Source organism: Paracoccus sp. M683 (assembly GCF_007096355.1).
GTDB lineage: Bacteria > Pseudomonadota > Alphaproteobacteria > Rhodobacterales > Rhodobacteraceae > Paracoccus.
Genome location: NZ_VKDF01000011.1, coordinates 67,043 through 89,076 on the forward strand (window position 1 = coordinate 67,043; position 22,034 = coordinate 89,076).

A 22,034-nucleotide genomic window follows, 5' to 3' on the forward strand; every position below is an offset into this window, starting at 1 on the left:
GTCAAAGGCGTCGGCCCTTGCCGTCGCCATTTCACTATTCGGAGGCAGCGCGATGGCCGAACCCGGTCAGGCATTCAACTATTATCTGTATATCGCGGGCGAAGGCGCCTTTTATGACATTCGCATCAACGATGTCTCGATCCATCGGGATTTCGACGGTGGACAGGCCAATATGACGCTGCCGGTGAATACCTATCTGACATCGGCCGAGAACACGGTCAGCTTCCGTTTTGTTTCCGTCATGGGCGATCCCTATGAATATAACGTCGCCAATCCCGACTTTTTCGTCGATGCCCAGATGCAGCGGCTGGATCTGGTTTCGCGCGAGCGGGCCAATCTGACGGTTCTGGGTCTTCAGCTGGACGAAACCAACCGGATCGTCTTTCCCGAGATCAACACTTTTGGTCTGCCGGCGCAGACCGGCGATGCCCGGCTTGGGCTGATCGGAAAGGCGCGGATCAATGACCAGTTGGTATTGGACAGCGGGTGGGGCGACAGCTGGCCCGCGCGCGAGGTGCAGCGCAGCTTTACCGTGACCGGCGACTTTCCCGATCCGGTCTGGCTGAAGGGGCAGGTGCTGGAGAATACGCCGCAGATGCGCGCGGATCTGCTGGCGGCCTATGCCGATCTGCACCGGGTGATCGCCGGCGGCGACGAGGCGGCAATCACCGAGGCCTATCGCGAGGTCTGGCAGCACACCGCCGTCACCGCGAATTTCGGGACGCTTGAGGGTTTTCTTGAAAAAGCCTCGCCGATGAAACAACTGGCTCCGGTCAATGCGGCTGGCGAAACCTTGCAACCGCTGGATCTGGTTCTGGGCGAGAAGGATTTTCAGATTCAGATGATGGGCGGGGGCCGGTTGGTCCGCATCATTCCCGATCCGATCATTTGGTCTGCCGTTCCGGGATCCGATCACGTGACCAGCACCAATGTCGCCTTCTATCGCGATGCCGATGGTCGCTTCCGCATCGGTGCGGTGCTGTTCTGATGACCTGCTGCGGCGCCCGCCGATGACGGGTGCCGCCTTCTAGAAGCCGCGTGCCTGCCGCAGGACCCGGCCCCGGCTCATCCAGGCGGCAAGCGCCTGGCGGCGTTGCCAATCCTCTTGTCCCCTGCTGGTCAGGATCTTTTCGGCCTCGGGGTAGTGGCGCGGGAAATCGTCGCCGAATTCGATCATGCAGGCCGCCAGGGTCGAGATCTGCTTGGTCGAGGCCAGGCCAAAGCGCGCGGCCCTGGACGGTGCCTGGCGCACCGTCGCCAGCAGCCGTCCATCCTCGACATCGCGATAGCGGGCTGCCAGTTCGCGCGCCAGATAAATCAGGCTGCGATCGGCCTGCCGTTGGCCGAACAGCGCGGCCTCGGCGTGGTCGATGGCGAAGGTGGATCCCCCGGCCGGTCCCTGCATGTCGGGCATGGCATGTTCCGCCGGCGGTCGATGGGTCAGATAACGCAGGGGTTTCCCGGCAGCAGGATGCAGCAAGGCACTTGCCGGGGCCGCGTCGATGCGATGGCTGAGGTCAAGGCTGGGGCCATCGGGCAGGATCCAGCGGCTGACCGGCCGGGACAGCTGTGCCAGTTTTTCGGCCGGCAGGATGGCGAACAGGTCCAGCAGCACCCGCGGGTCATAAAAGCGGAAATAGACCGGCGCATCGGGGTCGGCCGGGGTTCTGATCATGGTGAACCGGCGCAGATGCTGCCGCAGGGCCAGCATCTCGGCATCGCTGTTCAGCAGCAGGCCCCAGGGGCTGTCGGCGGGCTGGGTGGCCAGGTCGCGCGACAGCTGACTGCCCGGATCCAGGCGGACCAGCCAGGGCGCCATCGCGCGCTTGTCCGGATCGGTCGAGGCCGAAAGGCAGCAATTCTGCAACCCGCTGACCGGCAGAACCTGCGCGGCATTCCGAAAGACAACGCCGTCGATCAGCGCCCAGAGGGGGCTGCGGGATGTCGTCTCGATCGCGGTCCAGGATGAAAGCTCGGACCAGCCGTTAGGCAGAGGAAGCGGCTGCATGTCAGGTATCGTGATCAGATCTGCGGGCTGTCATCCGCAAGCGGGCAATGTGACACGAAAGGCGTGCCCACACCGGCTGCGGCTTCCAGAATGGCGGGCAGGGCGGGCAGGGCGGCGCTGCCCGGATTGGCCGATCCGGTGATCAGCACCGGCGCCACATTGACGGCCCCGCCTTCCAGGACCAGCGCCGCGCCGCCTCCGACAAGCGTGATCTTGGATGCCTGAAGCACGATCTCGCCCTGCGCCGACAGGGCCAGATCGCCCTTGGACTTTGCGGCCAGATCGCCGCCCACGGTCAGCCCGAACGAGGCCTCGGTCTTTTGCGTCAGCTCGCCCTTTACGGTCAGGTCGCTTTTGCCGTCGATGGTCACCGTCCGGTTGCGCGCCACCGTCAGGTTCGAATCGTTCCCGATGCTATCGGTGTCGTCAAATTCGACCCGTGCCATGCGCGAGTTGAGCACATGGGTTTCAAGGTTCTTCTGCGCGTGCAGATAGATGAATTCCTCGCCCGCCTTGTCCTCGAAGCTGAGTTCGTTGAACCCTTCGCCGCCATGGCTGTTGGTCTTGAACATGCTGCGGGTCTTGTTGGCGGGCAGCTGTGCTGGCAGCGCGGTGCCGGCGTTATAGACGCAGCCGGTCACGATCGGCCGGTCGGGATCGCCGTCCAGAAACTCGACGATCACCTCCATCCCGACACGCGGCAGGATCATCGCGCCAAAGCCCGGCCCGGCCCAACTTTGGCTGACCCGGCAGCGCATGGAATAGTCGCCGTCCAGATCCCAGTGGAACTGCACCAGCACCCGCCCGAACTGATCGCAGTCGATGCCGTCATCGCCGACGACAAAGGCCGTCTGCGGTCCGTCAGCGCGCGGGCGGGCGGTCTTGCGCGGCGGCACGATCGGCATCTGGTCGGGCCGCAGCACATATTGCGCGACATAGCTGGGACCGTCATCCTGTTGCGACGAGCTGGCGTAATGCTGCGCGGTGAAATGGTGCCGCGCCTCAATGCACAGGCAAGACAGGTCATTCAGCAGCTTGTCGGCATTGGCCTCGATCAGCACCCGCAGGCCCGGTGCCAAAGTGACCGCATCGCCCTCGGCCCGGATATGGCCGTCATGTGTCGCGGTCTGAAGCCTGCGCACACGGGCGGCGGCGCGCGCCTCGGATTCGTCGCGGAACTGGCCGGGATAGTCATAGCTGGAATTGCGCGCCTCGGTCGGCAGCTCGTCCTCGCTGTCGCTGCGGTTCAGCCCGGCCTGCGGCGTCTTGAAATTGTAATCGGTCAGTTCGACGAAATTCAGCGCCAGGCTGCGCGAGGGCTCGACCAGCCAGAAATGTTCCTCATCGGCGATGTGGTGGGATTCATTGGGCTGGAAGGGGCGCGTGGTGCCGGGCAGCATCGCGCAGACCAGCGGATCGTCGATCAGCACCAGGCAATGCGAGCCGGCCGTATGTTCCCAGAAATAGCTGATCCCAAAGCGCTCCATCAGGCGCGAGACAAAGTCGAAATCGCTTTCGCGGAACTGCACGGTATATTCCAGCGTCGGATAGTCGCCCCACAGCCGGATGTCGTAAAGCTGGCTGTCCAGTGCCTGCCAGTCCTTCAGCACCGCTTTGATGATCTCGATCGGTGTCTTGTCGTGAAAGATGCGCAGGTTGTCACGCTGATGGGCAAGATGCAGCCAGGGTTCCAGCACCAGCCGATAGTGAAAGCCATCATGGCTAAGCCCGACCCGGCTGGCCGAGGTGACGATGCCGTCGAAATCGCGCGAGGCCCCGTTATGGGAATCAATCCTGACCGAGGCATGGGTGCCGATCAGCGCATCCAGCGACAGGTCGTCGGTGATGCCGACCGCGTCGATCTGGAACCGGAACAACCGGTTCAGCCCTTCCTCGCCGTCCAGGCTTTGCAGAACCAACTGGTCGCCGCCAAGCACTGTCGTCAGTTCGGCGACGCGATTAGACTGCGAAAGGGTGGTATCCATGGGAACTCACAACTGAACACTTCATCAGTTCTCTAACCGGTCCCGGCGTTCAGTTCTATCCGCAAATGGCCCTTTTCATGCGAAAATGGATGTGATGTTGCCCGGCAGTGGGCGGGGCTGCGGCAAGGCAAGGCGACGCCCGCCGATTCTGCGCACGCCGCCTTGGTTCAGCACTGTCCCAACATCCATTTGCGCGAGGTGGGGGGGGCCTTTTTCTTGCACATGTTACAGCCGCAGCTGGGCAGATGGCTGCGCTTGACCACGCGCGGCGCGGCCGAGCTGGCCTCGGCCCGGTTCTCGGCCTTGCGCAACCCGCTGGACAGCGTGCTGACCTGCGGCAATGCGGGCAGCACCGCGCTGTTGCCGCCACAACAGGGGCAGGGCGCGCCGGCGCGGCTGGCCTCATAACTTAGCCGGTCGGTGAAAAGCCCATGGGCCGCGCAATTGAAATCATAAACAGGCATGGTTTCTTCCCCTTACATCAGGCCGTCAAGCAGCAGGAAACCGGGCAGCCAGCCGGTCACGATCCCCGCCAGCAGCGTAACCCAGGCGGTCGGCCGCAGGATCGGCCGCCCAAGCGCCAGCAGCAGGAAATACATGAACCACAGGACGCCCCAGATCAGCCAGTTGCTGGCCAGCCAGATCTCGGTCGGGGTGCCGGCCGAGCTGATGCCGCGCAGAAAGACCGGCACGGTGGTGATCGCCACGAACAGGCTGAACCAGCCAAGCCCGCGCCCGTCGACCGCCACCAGGCGGTTATAGGCGACCCAGAAATAGGTTGCCGCGAACATCAGCGTCAGCGCGGCCGCCCGGATCGACCCGGCATCGGCGCCCGCGCCAAAGGCACCCTGCACCACCACCCCGCCAGCCACCAGGCCCGAGACCACGTTGATCACAACGATCTCGCGGTCCTCGATCTTGCCCAGAAGCCACAGCCCGTTCAGGAACAGCACCGCACCGACATAGAATAACAGAAAGCCAAGTATCATGGCCATTTCTCCCCTTGGGCCTCGCCCCGATAGTGGCCGGGGCGAGGCAAATTGGACCTGTCAGCTTGTCGTGGCAACAGCGATATCCGCGACAGACTTTCGCGGACCATCGCTATTGGGGCGGATGTCGAAATCGAATATGGCGGTGGGAATCGCCAGCGTCGCGCAGACATTGGGGATGTCGACGATTCCGGCGATGCGCCCCTCGACCGGGGCCGTGCCCAGGATCATATAGGCCTGTTCGCCCGAATAGCCGAACTTCTTCAGGTACTCGATCGCGTTCAGGCAGGCCCGACGATAGGCGACATGGGCGTCCAGATAATATTGCTCGCCTGTGTGTTCATCGACGCTGATGCCTTCGAAGATCAGGTAATCATCAAAATGCGGGTCGATCGGCGAGGGCCGGAAGATCGGGTTGGTCACGCCATATTTCGACATGCCGCCCTTGATGATCTCGACCTTGATCTCGATCCAGCCGGCCATTTCGATGGCCCCGCAGAAGGTGATCTCGCCATCGCCCTGGCTGAAGTGGATGTCGCCCATCGAAAGCCCGCCGCCCTTCACATAGACGGGGAAATAGACCTTGGAGCCGCGCGACAGGTTTTTGATGTCGCAATTGCCGCCATGTTCGCGCGGCGGCACGGTGCGCCAGGCCTCGGCGGCGGCGGTGGCGGCGGGATTGCCGGTCAGCGACCCCATCAGCGCGGTAGAGGCATCGGGCGGGCAGGCCAGTGGTGGCACGCGGTCGGGATCGGTGGCGATCAGCGCGGCCTCGCGGCGGTTGGCCTCGTCCAGCAGCTTCTTGTCGGGCAGGCAGCCGATCAGGCCGGGATGGATCAGGCCGGGATAGCGCACGCCGGGAATATGGCGCGAGGTGGTATAGATCCCCTCGAAATCCCAGATTGACTTGGTGGCATTGGGGTAATGCTCGGTCAGGAAACCGCCGCCGTTTTCTTTGGCGAACAACCCGTTGAAACCCCAACGCGATTCGTCCATCGCGCCGATGTCCAGAATGTCCACGACCAGCAGATCGCCCGGCTCGGCCCCCTTGAAGGCGAAGGGGCCGGACAGGTAATGCACCCGCGTCAGGTCCACGTCGCGAATGTCATTGGCGCTGTCATTATTGCCGATCTGGCCGCCGGTCCAGTCATAGCATTCTATGCGCAGGACCTCGCCGGTCTTGAACTCCTCGACCATCGGAATGTCGGGATGCCAGCGATTATGGGGTTTCTGGATGGCCTGTTCCGGGGCCTTGTTCAGATCGACCTTGAAGACGGTATTTGACATGTATTCCTCCCTGCTTCTGCACCGGCATGGACCGGGCCGGGGGCAGAGTGGGATGGCCATGTAATCGCAATATGTGCCGAAATGCGGCGAATTGTAATTTTATGTAACCGGCCCTTGCGCGCGGCGCGTTTTCGATGCCCCATATCGGGCAACAAAGAAGATCTGGCCCGCGCATGATGCGCCGGGCTGGTTGCGGCGTTCCGGGGAGGGGCCGCCGGGAGGAGATATGGACAGCCAAGGCGCCATCGCGCAGCCAGAACCGCAGTTGCGGGCTGATAGCGGCTATCCCGGTCTCGAACCCGCGCCGCGCAGCTATCAATCCTGGGTGGCCGACGAGACGATCGAGGATTACGCCCTGCGTTACGTCCCGGCCAGCCATCGCCGCTGGAGCCCTGCGGCCATCACCCATACCGCCCTGGGTGGAATATCCTTCCTGGCGCTAGAGGCGATCGGCGCGGCGCTGACGATTTCCTGGGGGGTGCAGACGACGGTGGTGGCGGTGCTGATCGCTTCGGTCTTTATCTTCATCACCAGCCTGCCCATCGCCTATCACGTTGCCCGCGCCAATGTGGACATGGACCTGCTGACGCGGGGGGCGGGCTTTGGCTATATCGGATCGGCTGTCACCTCGCTGATCTATGCCAGCTACACGATCATCTTCTTCGCGCTTGAGGGGGTGATCATTGGACAGGCATTGCTGCTCAGCTTCGGGCTGCCGCTGCCGGTTGGCTATCTGCTGTCGGCGCTGGTCATCCTGCCGGTGGCGACCAAGGGGATGACGGCCATCTCGCGGTTCCAGATGGCCACGCAGCTGCCCTGGATCGTGCTGGCGCTGCTGCCCTTCGCCGCGATCATCTGGGCCGATCCCGATGCGGTATCGGGCTGGCTGGCCGCGCCCGGACCCGGTGTCAGCCTGCTGGCCCTGGGCGGGGCCATCGGCGTGCTTTGCGCGCTGACATTGCAGATCGGGGAACAGGTCGACTATCTGCGCTTTCTGCCCCCGCCCGAGGCCACGACGCCGCTGCGCTGGTGGGGGGCGGTCATTCTGGCGGGGCCGGGCTGGATCCTGATCGGCGGGGCCAAGATCCTGATGGGCAGTTTCCTGGTCTGGCTGGCCATCGGTGACGGCATGTCCGCCGATCTCGCGGTCGAGCCGATCGGCATGTTCTGGCATGCCTATGGCTATCTTCTGGGGCCGCAGACCGCGCTTTTTGTCGCCACGATCTATATCCTGATCGCGCAGATCAAGATCAACGTCACCAATGCCTATGCCGGGTCGCTGGCCGAATCGAATTTCTTCCTGCGGGTGGCGCGCTATCATCCGGGGCGGCTGATCTGGCTGGTCATGCATATCGCCATCAGCTGCGCGCTGATGCTGATGGGGGTGTTCGCGACGCTGGAAGCCGTGCTGGCCATCTATGCCAATCTGGCGCTGGCCTGGCTGGGGGCGATCTTTGCCGATCTGGCGATCCTGAAACCGCTTGGCCTCAGCCCCGCGCGGATCGAGTTCAAACGCGCCTATCTGCCCGATTTCAACCCCGTCGGTTGCGGGGGCATGGCCATCGGCGCGCTGGTCGGGGTGGCGCTGCATCTGGGGCTGGCGGGCGATCTCGCAAGGGCCTGGTCGCCTCCGATCGCATTCGCGGTTTCGCTGCTGTCGGCGACGCTGATTTCGGTCGCGCGCCGGGGCAGGGGCTATACCGCCCGCGAGCGGCATGATTTCCACCCGGCCACGGGCTGCGACTGCGCGATATGCAGCCATAACTATGAACCCCGCGACATGGCCTATTGCACCTTCTACGAGCGGCCGATCTGTTCGCTGTGTTGCAGCCTGGAACCGCATTGCCGCGATTTCTGCAAGCGCAGCACGGTGCTGTTGGCGGTCGATCCGGCCGCGCCTGCCTTGCGCCTGCGCCGGGTGCCGCCACATCTGGGACAAAGGGCATGGCAGGTCGGGCTGATGTTCCTGATCCTGCTGGGGGCGCTTGCGGTGCTGTATCTGGTGGCGCGGAACCTGTCGGACGGGCTGCATGACCCGCAGCTTGTCTGGCAGTTCTTTCTGGGCTCGGCGCCGCTGATGGCGTTGCTGGCCTTCTGGGCGGTCATGGCCAATGAGCGCCGGCGCCTGACCGAAGATGACCTGATCGACGCTGTCCGCCGCCTTGGTGGGGCGCAACGCGAGCTGGCCATCCGTCAGCGCCTTGCTGCCGTGGGCGAGGTCGCCGCGACCATCAGCCATGAATTGCGCAACCCATTGGGCACGATCACCAGCTCGGTTGAGGTGCTGTCGCGCAATCCCGGCCTCGGCCCCGAGGCGGATGAGGATGTCCAGCGCATTCGCCGCAATATCATGCGATGCAGCCGCATTATCGACATCCTGCTGGATTTCGCGCGCCAGGGCACGCATGAGACGGTGCCGGTCGATCTGCATGACTGGCTGACCGCCTTGCTGGCTGAACATCAGGCCGCCGCCCATGTCGCGCTGGAGGTGCCGCAGGGGATGCGCCTGCGCTGTGATCCGGCGCGGCTGCAATTCGCCATCCGCAACCTGCTGGAAAACGGCTGGCACGCGGCCGAAACCGTCAGCAACCGGCAGCCCCGCGTCACCCTGCGCGCCTTTCGTGACGGTGCCTTCAGTATCATCGAGATTGAGGATAACGGCCCCGGCCTTGCCCCCGAGATCCGCGCCCGCGCCTTTGATCCGCTGGTGACGACCAAGGCTACTGGTGTGGGTCTTGGCCTTTCGCTGGTCCGCAGGGTGGCGCAGATGCATGGCGGCGATGTCTGGATCGAACGCTCGGACGCCGAAGGGACGGTAATGCGCCTCAGCATCGCCGAGACGCCATGAACCGCCGCCTGCTGATCATCGACGATGACGCCGATTTCGCGGTTGCCACCTCGCGGGCGCTGGCGCTGGAGAATCTGGATTGCCGGATTGCCCCCGATGGTGCCACGGCCTTTGCGCTGCTGGAAGCCGAGCCTGTTCAGGTCGCGCTGCTGGATATTCGCCTGGGGCAAGAGGATGGCGTCGAAATCGCGGCGCGGCTGCTGGCGCGGCATCCGGGGCTGATCCTGGTGATCATGACGGCCTATGCCTCGGTCGACAGCGCCATCGCGGCGCTGAAGGCGGGGGCCTATGACTATCTGCGCAAGCCCTTCTTTCTGGATCAGCTGATGCGGGCGCTGGAGCGCTGCTTTCAGCTGGTCGAGCTGCGGGCGGCCAAGGCACGGGCGGAACGGCAGCTTGCGCTGCTGCACCGGATCGAGGTGACGTCGCAGCTGGCGGCAGGATTATCGCATGATTTCAAAAATATGTTGGCCGTTATTCAGGCAAATGTTACGGTGATCGAGGACGGGCTGCCGATTGGTGACGGGCTGTTCCCCTATGCCCGCGATGCGCGCAAGGCGGTGCAAAGCGCCGATGGGCTGGTCCAACGGTTGATGGGTTTTGCGCGCAATGGCAGCGCCCCTGCCGCGCCTGTCGACCTGCGTGACCCCATCCGCGCGGCGGTGTCACTGCTGGGTGGCACGCTGTGTGCAGGGATGACGATCCGCTGCGATCTGCCCGATCACCCGCTGCGATCGCCGGTGGCGCCCGAACAGATCCAGACCGCGCTGGTCAATCTGCTGATCAATGCCCGTGACGCGACCGGCGGTCAGGGGCGGGTCGACATCGTATTGCAGCATCTGTCGCAAGGCAGCGACTATGCGCGGCTGGTCGTCGAGGATGACGGTCCGGGCTTTTCCGCCGCAACGCTCGAACGGGTGATGGAGCCGCTGTTCACCACCAAACCCGAGGGCACCGGTCTGGGTCTGGCGATGATCCAGCATCTTGCGCTGGTCACTGGCGGCAGTTTCGGGGTCGGCAATGGGGTGATGGGCGGGGCGCGGGCGGTGCTGGACCTGCCTTGCCTGGGGCAGGATCAGCTGTCGGGCGCGAACATGTAGCCCACGCCCCGAATGGTTCGGATCCGGCGGTGATCGGGTCCAGTGTCGCCGATCTTGCGGCGGATCTTGCCGATCATGACATCGACCGAACGGTCAATCGGCGACCATTGCCGGCTGGCGGTCAGATCCAGCAGCTGATCACGGCTCAGCACCCGTCCGGGCCGCTGCGCCAGCACGCTGAGCAGATTGAATTCCTGCGTCGTCAGCCGCTGTGTCCTGCCCTCCGCATCCATCAGCACGCGCCCCTCAAGGTCCAGCTGCCAGCCGTCGAACCGGACCTGCCGCGAAGGCGGCAAGGCCGGGCGCGGCTGCATCTCGGTTATGGGCAGGCGTCGCAGAATCGCGCGGATCCTTGCCAGCAATTCGCGCGGCTCAAAGGGCTTGACCAGAAAATCATCGGCGCCGATTTCCAGCCCGACAATCCGGTCCAGAGGTTCCTGCCGCGCCGACAGGAACAGGATGCCGATATCGCGATCCTTCTTCAGCTCGCGGGCCAGCGTATAGCCATCTTCCCGCCCCGGCAGACCGATATCCAGAACCACCAGATCAAATTCCCGCGCCGCCAGCGATCTGCGCATGGCCGGCCCATCATGCACCACATCGACCTGATAGCCCTGTTCGGTGAAATAGCGACCAAGGAAGGCGCATAATCCGCGATCATCCTCGACAAACAGAATGCTTTGCGGCGTCTCGTCATCGGACGGCTGCGACGAAGATCCTGTCAGTTCGGAAAGCATGGCTTGCGTCTTTTGATGCTGAAGGGGTTGGCCGGTGGGGGCGTTCAGGTCTGAATTTCATGGAACTTATCGCAGGCGCAGGACTTCTCAAAGTTTCTTTGCGTCACGTTTTGGGCAACAATGCCGGCGATCCGTTGCGGCCAGAGCGCCCAAGGTGGCAGAGCCGTTCGCATGGGACCATGAAAAAAGCCGGACCCCGCAAAGGGCCCGGCTTCGGTTTCGGCTTGTGCTTTGGCGGCTTGCCTATTCCGCCGCGCGTTTGGGCAGAACCCAATTGGGACGCGGGAAATGGCAGGTATAGCCGTTGGGGATCCGTTCCAGATAGTCCTGATGCTCGGGCTCGGCCTGCCAGAAATCGCCGGCGGGCTGAACCTCGGTGACCACCTTGCCCGGCCACAGACCCGAGGCGTCAACATCGGCGATCGTGTCCAGCGCCGTCGCGTGTTGCGCATCCGACGTGTAGTAGATGCCCGAGCGATAGCTGCTGCCGCGATCATTGCCTTGCCGGTCACGGGTGCTGGGATCGTGGATCTGGAAAAAGAACTCCAGCAACTGCCGATAGCTGATTTTGGTTGGATCGAAGATGATCTCGATCCCCTCGGCATGGCTGCCGTGGTTGCGATAGGTGGCATTGGCCACATCGCCGCCGGTATAGCCCACGCGGGTTGTGGTCACGCCGGGCAGCCTGCGGATCAAATCCTGCATGCCCCAGAAACAGCCACCGGCCAGAACGGCACGTTCGGTCATCGCTTCGCCTCCACCTGATCCAGATAGTCGCCATAACCCTCGGCCGCCATGTCTGCCTGCGGCACAAAGCGCAGGCTGGCCGAGTTGATGCAATAACGCAGACCGCCCATCTCGCGCGGGCCGTCGGGAAAGACATGGCCCAGATGGCTGTCACCATGGGCCGAGCGGACCTCGGTGCGGATCATGCCATGGCTGGCATCGCGCAACTCGGTCACATTGGCATCGACGATCGGCTTGGAAAAGGCGGGCCAGCCGCAGCCCGAGTTGAACTTGGCCGACGATGCGAACAGCGGCTCGCCCGAGACGATGTCGACATAGATGCCGGGCTCGAAATGTTCGTCATACTCGCCGGTAAAGGCGCGTTCGGTGCCGTTTTGCTGGGTGACGCGGAACTGTTCCGGTGTCAGGCGGGAAATGGCGTCATCGGATTTAGTGTAACTCATCCTTGGTCCCCTGATCTGATTTCTGCCCAATATGTAGGACCGTAGCGTGAAATTCCAATGCCTCGCAGGTCACCCGGATCGGTATGATGCCCAGGCAGATCGACGGCCTGGGCGCCAGGGGATTGCGGCTGTGCCGGAAACAGCCGCCCACAAGCGTTTCACACTCGCAGACAGGCGCAAACTGCGTGGGCAGAGTGCGGCAAGGAACGCGCGGTTGTCGACGGAAATCGGGGTTTCGGCATTCTTGCCGAAATGGCGGGCCGAAGCCGACGAATCCGAGAACTACATCTACGCTATAGCCCTCCAGAACGGTTGATGGCGCATATGGCTCGCGTCGCGCCTGACAGTCGTTCGTGCCTATGGACGTCGTGTAACCGGACACTCGTGTAATTTGCGGCGAATAGCGGTCTGGAGGCCTTTGCGGACATGAGGAATGATATGCTAACAAGCACCATGCTTGCTTTCAGACCTTCGACAGATCGGGACTTGCCGCGCGTCATGGAGATATGGCGCCGGGCGGTCGACGCCACTCATCACTTCCTTGCACCCGTTGACAAATCGGCTATCGAGGCGGAGCTTATTAAGTTCTTTCCACAGGTGAGCTTGCAGCTTGCAGTGGATGTCGCGGGCGAACCTCAGGGTTTCATGTTTCTGCATGACGGCCATCTTGAAGCATTGTTTATCGACCCGGATCAACATGGGATGGGGATCGGCAAAGCCTTAATATCGCGAGCCATAGCGGCCCATCCTGAGCTGACAACCGATGTGAATGAGCAAAATCCGGAGGCACTCGGATTCTATGAGCATATCGGCTTCGCCCGCACGGGCAGGTCTTCTCATGATGGGCAGGGAAGGCCTTATCCGATCATTCATTTGCGGTATCCGTCGCCCATGTGAGCGGCAGCTTCGTCCGCAGAACTGCCATCTGCGGTTGTGGCTGTGTCCGTCTGCAATACGTTGAGGCCGGCAAGACCCGGTAAAACGGCCGCCACCACGACGCGCTGTCATCCGGGGCACATCGGTTGTTTTCGGCGGCATTCTTGCCGAAATGGCGGACCTGACGGGAGAGTGTTCGAACTCCCTGTTTGAGGTTTTGGAGGACTGGGAAGCGCAGTTGAAGCTGGTTGCGGCGCAGTTGCCGGAGCTGGAGCCATGAGCGTCCCGGCCCGTTTTTCACCCGAGCCTGTCCGGCCTTCCTTTGCGGAGTCCGTCAAACGGCCCGCCCGCCGCAAGTTGGAGAAGGCACCACCTCCCTTTTCCCTGCGTCTGAGTCCGGAAGATCGGAAGCGGCTGGATGCCGCCGCCGGGGAATTGCCGCTCGGGGCTTACATCAAGGCGAAGTTGTTCGACGGGGACCTGCCCTCCGTCCGGCGGCGGGGCGCGGCCCCGGTGAAGGACCACGCGGCACTTGCCCAACTGCTCGGGATGCTCGGCCAGGTGCGCCTCGCCCATGATCTGGGGACTTTGGCAGATGCGGCTAAGATTGGCGCACTTCCGGTAACCCCGGAACTGGAAGACGATCTCGGCAAAGCACTTGCCGCTGTCATCGCCATGCGCGCCGAACTGATGCGGGCGCTTGGCTACGGCTCGGGGGACGCCTCATGATCCTCAAGGGCTCGCAACGTGGCGGCGCGCTCAAGCTGGCGGTTCATCTTCTGAATGAGCGAGACAATGATCACGTCGAACTGCATGATCTGCGCGGCTTCACGGCAAACGATCTGCGGGAGGCTTTCCGGGAGATCGAGGCGGTCGCCAAGGGAACGAAGTGCCGTCAGCCCCTGTTCTCGCTCAGCTTCAATCCGCCGGAGACGGAGCGGGTCGGAGTCCCCGTCTTTCTGGAAGCGATTGAAGAAGCGGAAACGCGGCTCGGCCTGAACGGTCAGGCTCGGGCCATCATTTTCCACGAGAAGGAAGGACGGCGACATGCTCATGTCGTCTGGTCGCGGATCGATGTCCAGCAGATGAAAGCCGTCAATCTTCCCTTCTTCAAGAACCGCCTCAACGGCCTCGCCAAGGAACTGTTTCTGGAATATGGCTGGCGACTGCCGGACGGTTTCCGGGACCATTTGAGGCGGAACCCCCTCAATTTCACGCTTCAGGAATGGCAACAGGCCCAACGGGGCAACGAAGACGCGCGCGATCTGAAGCTTCGCTTACGCGAATGTTGGTCCGTCTCAGACAATCGAGCCGCCTTCGAACATGCCCTCGAAGACCAGGGCTTTGTGCTGGCGAAAGGGGACCGGCGGGGCTTCGTCGCTGTGGACATGCGCGGCGAAGTCTATTCCCTTTCACGCTGGACGGGGGTGAAGGCCAAAGAACTGGAGAGCAAGATCGGACAACCGGACGGCCTGCCGACCGTGGGTCAAGCGAAAGAACGGATCGCAAGCCGGATGACGGAGAAGCTCCGCGCCTTACTCGCAGAGTCCGAACAACAGGCCGCCGCCCGGCAACGGGACCTTCAGACCCGGAAAGACGAACTCAAAGACGCGCAACGGCGCAGGCGCCGTGACCTGGCCGATCACCAGGACGCGCGCGCCAAAGAAGAAGCGGTCATTCGCGCCGCACGCTTCCGCAAGGGGATCGGCGGGGTCTGGGACTGGCTCTCCGGCAAGACCCGGAAAACGAAACTACAGAATGAGGCAGAGGCCAGAGCGGCACGAGAACGGGACGCCCGCGACCGCGAAGCCCTGATCACCGCTCAGCTTTCAGAGCGGCGGGTTCTGCAAAATCAACTGCGGGAACTTCGCAATGAGGCGAGGGACGCGGCGGCGGACCTGCGGCTCGATCTCGCGCACTATCTGGGGTTTCGGGACAGACCTTCGGAAGGCGAGAATGCCGGGCGAAAGACCTCCCGCCGGAGGCGCGACTCGTCACGGGAGACGCTCTCACCGGAGCGTTAGGCTCAGCAGGTCAGGACTACGCGCTGGCCATCTTCGCTGTACAGCGAATATTGACAAAACAGCAAATATTCGCTATTTTTAGCATATTCGCTGTGCAGTGAAGCAAGCGAAAGTAACAAAGGCAGGAGCAGTGGAGCAAGAGCTCATAAACAGGTTCGTAGAAGCCCTAGAGGCAGTGCCCGAGGCGGAGGCCAGCGTACTAGCGTACGAGAAGCGGCATGGCGATGCTCGGCTTGATGCCGAAGCCGAGTTCACTGTCGGCGGCAAAAGCTATACGCTGTTCATCGAGCTTCGAAAATCTGTCTATCCGCGTGATGCGCAGCAGATTCTATGGAGCCTTCAACGCCTTGCGAGCCATGCCAACCAAGAGCGCCGCAAGAGCGTCATCCCCTTCATCGTCGCTGAGTCGATCTCGCCCGGCGCGAAGGACCTGTTGAAGAGCGAGGCTTGCGGGTTCTTCGACAAGGGCGGCAGCCTCTTCATCCCTGCGCGTGGGGCTTACATCTATATCGACAGGCCGCCATCGAAGAGCCATGAGAAGACCGTGGGCGGTCTGTTTCGCGGAAAGCGCTCGCAAGTGCTGCATGCACTGCTCGTGCATCGAAGCGAATGGTTTGGCGTTCACGATCTTGCCAAACTGGCCAAAGTCTCCCCAGCAACAACATCAGAGACGCTGTCTGCTATGGAGCAGTTCGAGTGGCTCGATGCACGGGGCAAAGGCCCGTCGAAGGAGCGTAAGCTTGTCTCGCCCGGCGCTATGCTGGATGAGTGGACAAAGCGGATGCTCGCATCGCCACGCCGCCAGAAGGCAAAGCTATTCTACGTGCCGCGCAGCAAACCGAACGAAATCATGCATCGGCTTTCGTTGTTCTGCGAAGAACGAGGCCTCGACCACGTCTTTACCAGTGAAACTGCCGCGCAGATATACGCACCATTCCTAACTGATGTTGCACGGACAACCTGCCGCTTGACTCCCGGCTCCGAGGCGGATGCGCTCTATGCCGCGGTTGATGCGCGCCAGGTCCAAGAAGGGGCGAACTTTCAAGTTATCGAAACGCGCGAAAGTGGCGCGTTTCTCTTCAAGGAACAAATTCAAGGGCACTGGCTTGCCAGTCCCGTTCAAGTCTATCTCGATCTGCTTCAAAGCGCAGGGCGCAGCAAAGACATGGCCGAATATCTCCGCAACGAGAAAATAGGATTCTGATGACGAAGCCTTCAATCGCCGCAGGATACGATAACATTGTGACGCAAAACTGCGAGCGCGTGCTTGTCACACTGCTCCGCGGGCTTGGCCCCTGGAAGGACTCGGTCTATCTTGTCGGAGGTCTGACGCCGCGCTATCTTGTTATGGCGCGTCCGCCAGATGTTCCGGCGCATGCCGGAACCGGCGATGTCGATATCGTCGTTGAAATGCAGATGCTCGCCGACACGGACGCCTACCATTCGCTCGAAGAAAACCTACGAAAGCTCAGTTTCTCTCGCGCGGAGAACAAGAAAGGTGAAAAGGTATCCTGGCGCTGGGAGCGCGAAGTCGATGGTAGGGCTAAGATCATTCTGGAGTTGCTAGCTGATGATCCAGAGCTTGGCGGCGGGAAGGTCCAGCCATTACCCACGGATGGCAGTATCTCTGCGCTGAACATCCCTCACGCTTCTATGGTTTTTGATCTGCACGAAATAAAGGACATCAAAGCCGAGCTCCTGGACGACAACGGCATCGCCACGGAAACTATCCGCCACGCCGACATCGTTTGCTTCACTTGCTTGAAAGCCTTTGCTTTTGATCAACGCTTTGAGCGCAAAGACGCCCATGATTTAGTCTATTGCATTGAGCATCTTGAGACTGGACTGGATGGCATCGCTGCGTGTTTCAAGACTGCCATGGAAGGAAAGCACCGCGCCGCTATTGAAGCGGCGCTTGGCATTCTCGCCAAGCGGTTCGCCGATGATGCTAGTGCCCAAGGTGTCAACAAAGACGGGCCGGTCGCGGTGAGCAGGTTCGAGCTCGGCGAGGATGCTGCCCTGCGCGAAGCGCGCATTGTGCGCCAGCGCGATGTGGCGGGAATCATAATGGACCTTCTGAAAAGGATCGCAAAGTAGGCTCAGCCCTGTTCCCCAAAGGTTGAAGCGCCGGTGGCCCGCGCCCGCCATTTGGCGGGCGCGAAGTTTTTCATACGGCAAGGTACTGCTGTTCGTACTCAGTCAGCGGTTGCAGACCGTGCAGGAAGTCGGCGGCGCGTTGGGCATGGGCGGCGGCGGAAAAGATCGCCCGCTTGTCGTCGCGCAGAACCTTCAGCCAGCTCTGGATGTAAGCCGCGTGTCCCTCTCCCGGCTCCGGGGTCAGGGCAAGATCGGCGCAGAGGAAGGCGGCTCCCAGTTCGGCTACCAGTTCCTCCTTGGCATATCCTTCATCCCCCCAACTCTTGCGTCCGAAATCCCGGTCAAGGCGGCTCTTGTGCTTCGTCCAGTGGGTCAACTCATGGGCAAGCGTGGCATAGTAGGCTTCCGGAGTCCGAAAGGCCTCATAGACTGGCATCTGTACGTGATCGGTTGCGGGGCTGTAATGGGCGCTGTTGCCGCCATGCCGGATGGTGGCACGGGTATTGGCAAAGAATGTCCCCGCCCGCTCGATGCGCGGCACCGGGTCGGGGGCGGGTTCAGGCGTGACCGTGTAGTGCGCGGGTAGCCCCTCGATCTGGCTCGCGTTGAAGACGGTGTAGCCCTTCATAAAGGGAATGGTGCGCTCTTCTTCCGTCCCGTCTGCACCTTCTTCCGTCTTGGTGATCGTGTTGGCATAGACGACGAGACTTCCCTTCTCGCCCTTCCGGACATGCGCCCCGAGTTCCTGCGCTTGGCGGAACGTCATCCAGAACGGGGAGGAGAAGCCCGCCTCGACGCTCGCCGCCCACAGCATCAGGATATTAATCCCGCTATAGGGCAGTCCGTTATGGCGAAGCGGGCCGATGATCTTCCCGTCCGTGTTGCCGCCGCTCCACGGCTTGAGCCAAGTCAGTTCCCCTTGCTCCAGATCGGCGATGATCTTGTTCGTTACTTGTCTATAGATGTCCTGTTTCATTGGCTTTTTCCCTTTCCTAATACCGGTTGCGCCATGCAACCGGGACTAGGCCCGCGCCAATGAGCGGGGGGATGCGGTCAGGACCCGCGAGGCGGGAGGGGGATCACCCGTTCTGCACGAAACGAAGAGGAGGAAGAACGGGGACACCCGCCGACGCGCACCCCAAGGGAGTGTTCAGGTCTTGACGGCTGGGGGGCGGCACGCCCCCTCTTCAAGAAGAGAAAGGACTTCAGCAGTACACGGCTGGCAGGTAATCTTCCCGCGCAAGGGATCGAAGCCGGTCCGCGCTATGCTCGAACAGACGAATAGCACTGATAACCTTCAAAAAAGCTGAAAAAGAAGTCGAAGTGTCGAAAGGACTTGTTCACCAAGCCCGCTGAGATGCAATCCGAAGCCGCTACCGGCCGCAATTGCGCTGGCTTTCGAAAAATCGGTTATGCGTTGCCCGGCCCATACAGCGGCTTTGAGACCAAACGAAGAAATGACCTTGGATAGCTGACTGACCCGCTCGCCTTCACTTTCGCCTAGAGCCACCTCCTTGGCGATCTCTTCAACTGACTTCGAGACCGTGCGCACCTCGTCCGAGGAAAACTCAAAATCACCCGGTGGATTGTTGTGGCCGATGCCAATGGGCCGCGACGCTTCGAGTTCAGAGAGGCGATTCTTGAGTTCCTCAAGTGCTCTTAGGACCTCCAGACTTGTAGTGTTCTCAGCATCACTTTGAAGCTTTCGGATAGATGCAAGCGCATCTTCGCGAGACATGAGAAGTTTCTCTAGTTTCGCTCTTACGTTGCGTCCTACTTGTTCGGCGGGTGAGAATGCGGAAAGTGTGGGCAGGCCGTTTGACGCAGCAACAGCAGAGATATTGCGCATTCGATAGCGGATGGATGCAGAATTCCGGCGGCTCAGCGGCCCCGAAAGCAGCGCATTGGTCAACTGCGCTGCCGAAAACGGAACATCCGAAAGCTCCATCTGTAGCATATAAAGATATGCGTCTAATGCAGCCTGCAATTCCTCATCAGTCCAAAGCGCTTGACTCCTATCATTCATTCTTGTTTTTCTGCCCTTCATAATTCAAATTGTGAAACTGCCCTGCCGTTAAAGAATTCCTTCCGCCTTTGCCTTCTCTAAAACTTCAATAAGTATCTCGCTCTGTTTTTCAGATGGAATTTTTTGTGGAATCTGTTCGGCAACTCTTATGATGCCCGCCTCTTTCTCGGACAGAAATCGCTTCTCGATTCCCAGTTGTCTAATTTTGCTCCATTTCTGAGCTGGCACCTCGAGCACTTTCCGCTGTGCGTATATACCGCCATCGATCTGTTGCGTTTTCTTTGCGCTCTTCTGCTCAGCCTTTTGTTCATCAATGCCGACAAGGGTTTGGAAGAAGCTTGAGCTGATCTCTCTTTCAAGCTGGTCAATTTTTCCTTGTATCCGATCCCAGCAGGAATCCTTCTTGCACCATTCAGAAATGTTCGAAATCCCTTGAGGTGGTTGCGAGATGTCATCGTTCACGAACTTCGCCGCCTTGCACAAAGCCTCTGCAAGTTCCTGGTAAACCTCCTGTGTGTTCCAGCACCGCTGAAAATCGACGACCTTGTCAACCCGCTTGCTAAGCTCGTTGATCGTCGCGATAGCGTAGGCAACGATGTTGGCCCGGTAGCCGCCATTGTACCAAGGTTCGCCCGAAACCATCTTCTCCGTCCACCTGAAAATGATCGCTCGGGCTATTGCGCGCCGAAAGTAGAGTTCGTTGAAGCTGTCCTGGTTTTTCGTCCAGGCTTTACCTATACGAGCGGCATAGCGAGCGAAGTTCTTCTGGGCACCGAGGTTGACCCACTTGGGATGATCGTCCCAGACATTTTCGAACTTTGCGATGTCAGTCTTGGTGAACATTTGCGGCTTCGGATATTCAGCCTTAAAGCGCTTCTGCTCGCCCTGCGACAACTTAGACTGTGCGTCAGAATATTGCCCTCTAGCACGTTCGTAGAACCATTTGGTTTCACGTTGAGCACCACTTCGAGCCGGTGCCCAGATGCGCCGGGAAAACTCCTCCATCCGAACATGGAATGGATGGTTTGAGAAGAAGTCTGCAGCATTCACGCGGTTTTGAGTGTTAGCGTATTCCGAAATCCTCGGAACAACGATCTCACTATCTTCTGGGCTGATGACCGAGAGCTTCATTTGGACGAACACGCCGTCCAAGGCTGCCTTGTCACGTCTCTTGGTATGGAAAAGCGAGGCTGTAGTCTGTCCACCGTTCACAATCTGGAGGTCCTTGATGCGGACGATCTCCAGCCCGTCTTCGCCTTGCTCCACCTCCACCTCCTGAGCCGTGGCAGTGATGCCATTGTTGTAGGCGAAGAACATCCCGGGCTCATTCAATATTGTGGTGCGGATACCTTTGTTCACTTTCCCGCGCGCTTGGAGGAAGGAGCGCACGTTCTGTTCAAGGAGCCGCGCTCCGTGCTTGCCGTACAGTGCAGCCAGTACCTCTCCGGGCATGACGATGAGGTATGAATGATAGGCGCCGGAACCGAGATGCGCAGGTAGACTGTTCAATCCACTCCCGAATTCTTCCTTGAAGTCGATATCCAGCGCTTCCTTGTGTCCACGGGAGCTGCGTTGCCGTTGCAGACGCGATACGTCCCAGATGTGATACGTCGCCTCAATAGCGTCAACCTGCCGACCTTCAATGCTCTGCATGCGGTCGCTCAGCGCCCGCTCAGATACCAGGAAGAAATTGACCTTACGGATGAGAGCCTTGCGATCTGATATTTGGCGCGAAAGTCCATACTCCGGGGTGGTTTCATCAAGATCATTAAAGAGACGCTTTGAGAGACTCGCTTCAAAGAAGTTCTCGACCCTCTTGAACGCAGCATTTACATCTGTTTGCGTCAGCGATTGAAGATCTTCACGACTATCAAAGTCCGCAACGAACAGATCAAGAGTGCCCTCATCGTCGAACCAATAGCCGTCAACACGCATGCCTCGCTGAGCTCTGTAGTGGCATAGTTCAAAGCCTTCGATGAAGCCGGTTTCGATCAACTCGATTGAGAAGGCCTCCATGAATTCGGAGAGCTGAAATGCTCCGTGAGCCTCAGCTCCTGCCATAAGCTCCTGACGAAAATCGTGGAAAAATTCGGAGGTCGTTTGCTCCATCAGTTCCCCCAGATTTCGTTTTGGTTACACTCGAACGTCGTAATCTTCTCCAACTGAAGACTATACTTTACATCAACAACGCCGTCCGCCAGTTCCGATCTCACCAACCGGGGAAAGTCATCAGCAACGCGGTATGCGTTCGAACCGTTCACTAGAAACCTCGGGTTATCATATTCCCTCATCTCCACGTATCCGTATGACGCCAGTTTTCGCCAGTAGTCTTCGATTGCATCGGCGTCGCACAGTTCATGTCCAACCACCGAAACGAGTTCGTTGAGCGACTGAGCTGGCGTGCCGTCAGGTGCCTCGGTCAGGCGGTAGACTTTAAGAAATAGATGTTCTGATACTGTCTCCAGCTGATCCTCAGAAGAAATGCGCACTACGCTCCGATCCCGACCACTGATCGACTTCACTTCAACTGCTGTATCACCAAAGATGAAGTCCTGGTGTATGCGATCAGGTCCGCACCAGGCTTCAACCGCTTGAGCATCGGACAGGTGTTTTTCCTTGAGAAGTCGGAGGAAGCTCAGTTCAGCAAAAAGACCTCGTGCCTCTTCCGCCGATAGAACCCGCGTTCGTTTACCTGCAAGGAAGGCCTTCCAACGTTTGATGTGGTTCAGGGCAACACCGTAAGCGGTCGCAGAACAGCACGGTCAGCTTAGCTTGACGGCTTGAAGTTCCACGGCAGCAGGTCGTCGAGGCGGCTTTGAGGGTGGCCGTTGGCAATCGCGGTCAAGGTGGCCCTTAGATATTCGAAG

Annotated in this window: 21 protein-coding genes; 8 read left to right on the forward strand and 13 right to left on the reverse strand. The window is 60.5% G+C overall.

Annotated features, from left to right (window positions below):
* Positions 1-52: 52 nt before the first annotated feature.
* On the forward strand, positions 53-988 hold the full coding sequence (locus tag FNJ84_RS17105; RefSeq protein WP_143794517.1) for a hypothetical protein: 936 nt from the start codon (positions 53-55) through the stop codon (positions 986-988).
* Between the two features lie 39 nt (positions 989-1,027).
* On the opposite strand, the gene FNJ84_RS17110 is transcribed toward FNJ84_RS17105, so the two are convergent.
* The 5 genes from FNJ84_RS17110 to fmdA form a co-directional block, all read right to left on the reverse strand.
* Complete coding sequence (locus FNJ84_RS17110) at positions 1,028-2,008, reverse strand: DUF4123 domain-containing protein (protein WP_143794518.1); 981 nt, start codon at positions 2,006-2,008, stop codon at positions 1,028-1,030.
* A gap of 14 nt (positions 2,009-2,022) precedes the next feature.
* Positions 2,023-3,993 (reverse strand): type VI secretion system Vgr family protein, encoded by a 1,971-nt coding sequence (locus tag FNJ84_RS17115; RefSeq protein ID WP_143794519.1) that lies wholly within the window; start codon positions 3,991-3,993, stop codon positions 2,023-2,025.
* 167 nt (positions 3,994-4,160) lie between these two features.
* Complete coding sequence (locus tag FNJ84_RS17120; protein WP_143794520.1) at positions 4,161-4,457, reverse strand: zinc ribbon domain-containing protein; 297 nt, start codon at positions 4,455-4,457, stop codon at positions 4,161-4,163.
* Between the two features lie 12 nt (positions 4,458-4,469).
* Positions 4,470-4,982: an AmiS/UreI family transporter gene (locus FNJ84_RS17125; protein ID WP_143794542.1), complete on the reverse strand. Its 513-nt coding sequence runs from the start codon at positions 4,980-4,982 to the stop codon at positions 4,470-4,472.
* Positions 4,983-5,042: 60 nt separating this feature from the next.
* Positions 5,043-6,269, reverse strand: coding sequence for a formamidase (fmdA, locus tag FNJ84_RS17130; RefSeq protein ID WP_143794521.1), 1,227 nt, complete (start codon positions 6,267-6,269; stop codon positions 5,043-5,045).
* 226 nt (positions 6,270-6,495) lie between these two features.
* Here fmdA and FNJ84_RS17135 point away from each other — a divergent pair, with 226 nt between their 5' ends.
* A complete protein-coding gene (locus FNJ84_RS17135) occupies positions 6,496-9,117 on the forward strand; it encodes an ATP-binding protein (RefSeq protein ID WP_143794522.1) in 2,622 nt (873 codons plus the stop codon).
* Positions 9,114-10,217, forward strand: coding sequence for a sensor histidine kinase (locus tag FNJ84_RS17140; protein WP_143794523.1), 1,104 nt, complete (start codon positions 9,114-9,116; stop codon positions 10,215-10,217). Before FNJ84_RS17135 ends, FNJ84_RS17140 begins: the two co-directional genes overlap by 4 nt.
* On the opposite strand, the gene FNJ84_RS17145 is transcribed toward FNJ84_RS17140, so the two are convergent.
* From FNJ84_RS17145 to msrB, 3 genes are all read right to left on the reverse strand, one after another.
* On the reverse strand, positions 10,193-10,954 hold the full coding sequence (locus FNJ84_RS17145) for a response regulator (protein ID WP_143794524.1): 762 nt from the start codon (positions 10,952-10,954) through the stop codon (positions 10,193-10,195). The two genes, FNJ84_RS17140 and FNJ84_RS17145, sit on opposite strands and share 25 nt — an antisense overlap.
* A 243-nt stretch (positions 10,955-11,197) precedes the next feature.
* On the reverse strand, positions 11,198-11,701 hold the full coding sequence (gene msrA, locus FNJ84_RS17150; protein WP_143794525.1) for a peptide-methionine (S)-S-oxide reductase MsrA: 504 nt from the start codon (positions 11,699-11,701) through the stop codon (positions 11,198-11,200).
* Positions 11,698-12,144, reverse strand: coding sequence for a peptide-methionine (R)-S-oxide reductase MsrB (gene msrB, locus FNJ84_RS17155; protein WP_143794526.1), 447 nt, complete (start codon positions 12,142-12,144; stop codon positions 11,698-11,700). The genes msrA and msrB overlap by 4 nt, the downstream gene beginning before the upstream one ends.
* Before the next feature lie 426 nt (positions 12,145-12,570).
* On the opposite strand from msrB, the gene FNJ84_RS17160 reads away from it, so the two are divergent.
* The 5 genes from FNJ84_RS17160 to FNJ84_RS17180 all read left to right on the forward strand — a co-directional run bounded on the left by FNJ84_RS17160 (position 12,571) and on the right by FNJ84_RS17180 (position 17,141).
* Positions 12,571-13,041: an acetyltransferase gene (locus FNJ84_RS17160; protein ID WP_255471268.1), complete on the forward strand. Its 471-nt coding sequence runs from the start codon at positions 12,571-12,573 to the stop codon at positions 13,039-13,041.
* A gap of 255 nt (positions 13,042-13,296) precedes the next feature.
* Entirely contained in the window at positions 13,297-13,749 is a 453-nt protein-coding gene (locus FNJ84_RS17165) for a hypothetical protein (RefSeq protein WP_255471269.1), read from the forward strand.
* Positions 13,746-15,044 (forward strand): relaxase/mobilization nuclease domain-containing protein, encoded by a 1,299-nt coding sequence (locus FNJ84_RS17170; RefSeq protein WP_143794527.1) that lies wholly within the window; start codon positions 13,746-13,748, stop codon positions 15,042-15,044. The genes FNJ84_RS17165 and FNJ84_RS17170 overlap by 4 nt, the downstream gene beginning before the upstream one ends.
* 130 nt (positions 15,045-15,174) lie before the next feature.
* Positions 15,175-16,248 (forward strand): hypothetical protein, encoded by a 1,074-nt coding sequence (locus tag FNJ84_RS17175; RefSeq protein ID WP_143794528.1) that lies wholly within the window; start codon positions 15,175-15,177, stop codon positions 16,246-16,248.
* Entirely contained in the window at positions 16,248-17,141 is an 894-nt protein-coding gene (locus FNJ84_RS17180; RefSeq protein ID WP_143794529.1) for an antitoxin, read from the forward strand. Before FNJ84_RS17175 ends, FNJ84_RS17180 begins: the two co-directional genes overlap by 1 nt.
* A gap of 70 nt (positions 17,142-17,211) precedes the next feature.
* Here the strand turns inward: FNJ84_RS17180 and FNJ84_RS17185 are convergent, their stop codons facing one another.
* The 5 genes from FNJ84_RS17185 to FNJ84_RS17205 all read right to left on the reverse strand — a co-directional run.
* On the reverse strand, positions 17,212-18,117 hold the full coding sequence (locus tag FNJ84_RS17185) for an ArdC family protein (protein WP_143794530.1): 906 nt from the start codon (positions 18,115-18,117) through the stop codon (positions 17,212-17,214).
* Positions 18,118-18,438: 321 nt separating this feature from the next.
* Positions 18,439-19,167, reverse strand: a complete 729-nt coding sequence (locus tag FNJ84_RS17190; protein ID WP_143794531.1) for a hypothetical protein — start codon at positions 19,165-19,167, stop codon at positions 18,439-18,441.
* 48 nt (positions 19,168-19,215) lie between these two features.
* Complete coding sequence (locus tag FNJ84_RS17195; RefSeq protein WP_143794532.1) at positions 19,216-21,276, reverse strand: AIPR family protein; 2,061 nt, start codon at positions 21,274-21,276, stop codon at positions 19,216-19,218.
* A complete protein-coding gene (locus FNJ84_RS22070) occupies positions 21,276-21,896 on the reverse strand; it encodes a PD-(D/E)XK motif protein (RefSeq protein ID WP_363323853.1) in 621 nt (206 codons plus the stop codon). Before FNJ84_RS22070 ends, FNJ84_RS17195 begins: the two co-directional genes overlap by 1 nt.
* Before the next feature lie 38 nt (positions 21,897-21,934).
* The coding region (locus FNJ84_RS17205; protein WP_143792218.1) for a transposase domain-containing protein at positions 21,935-22,034 on the reverse strand (100 nt) is incomplete at its 5' end.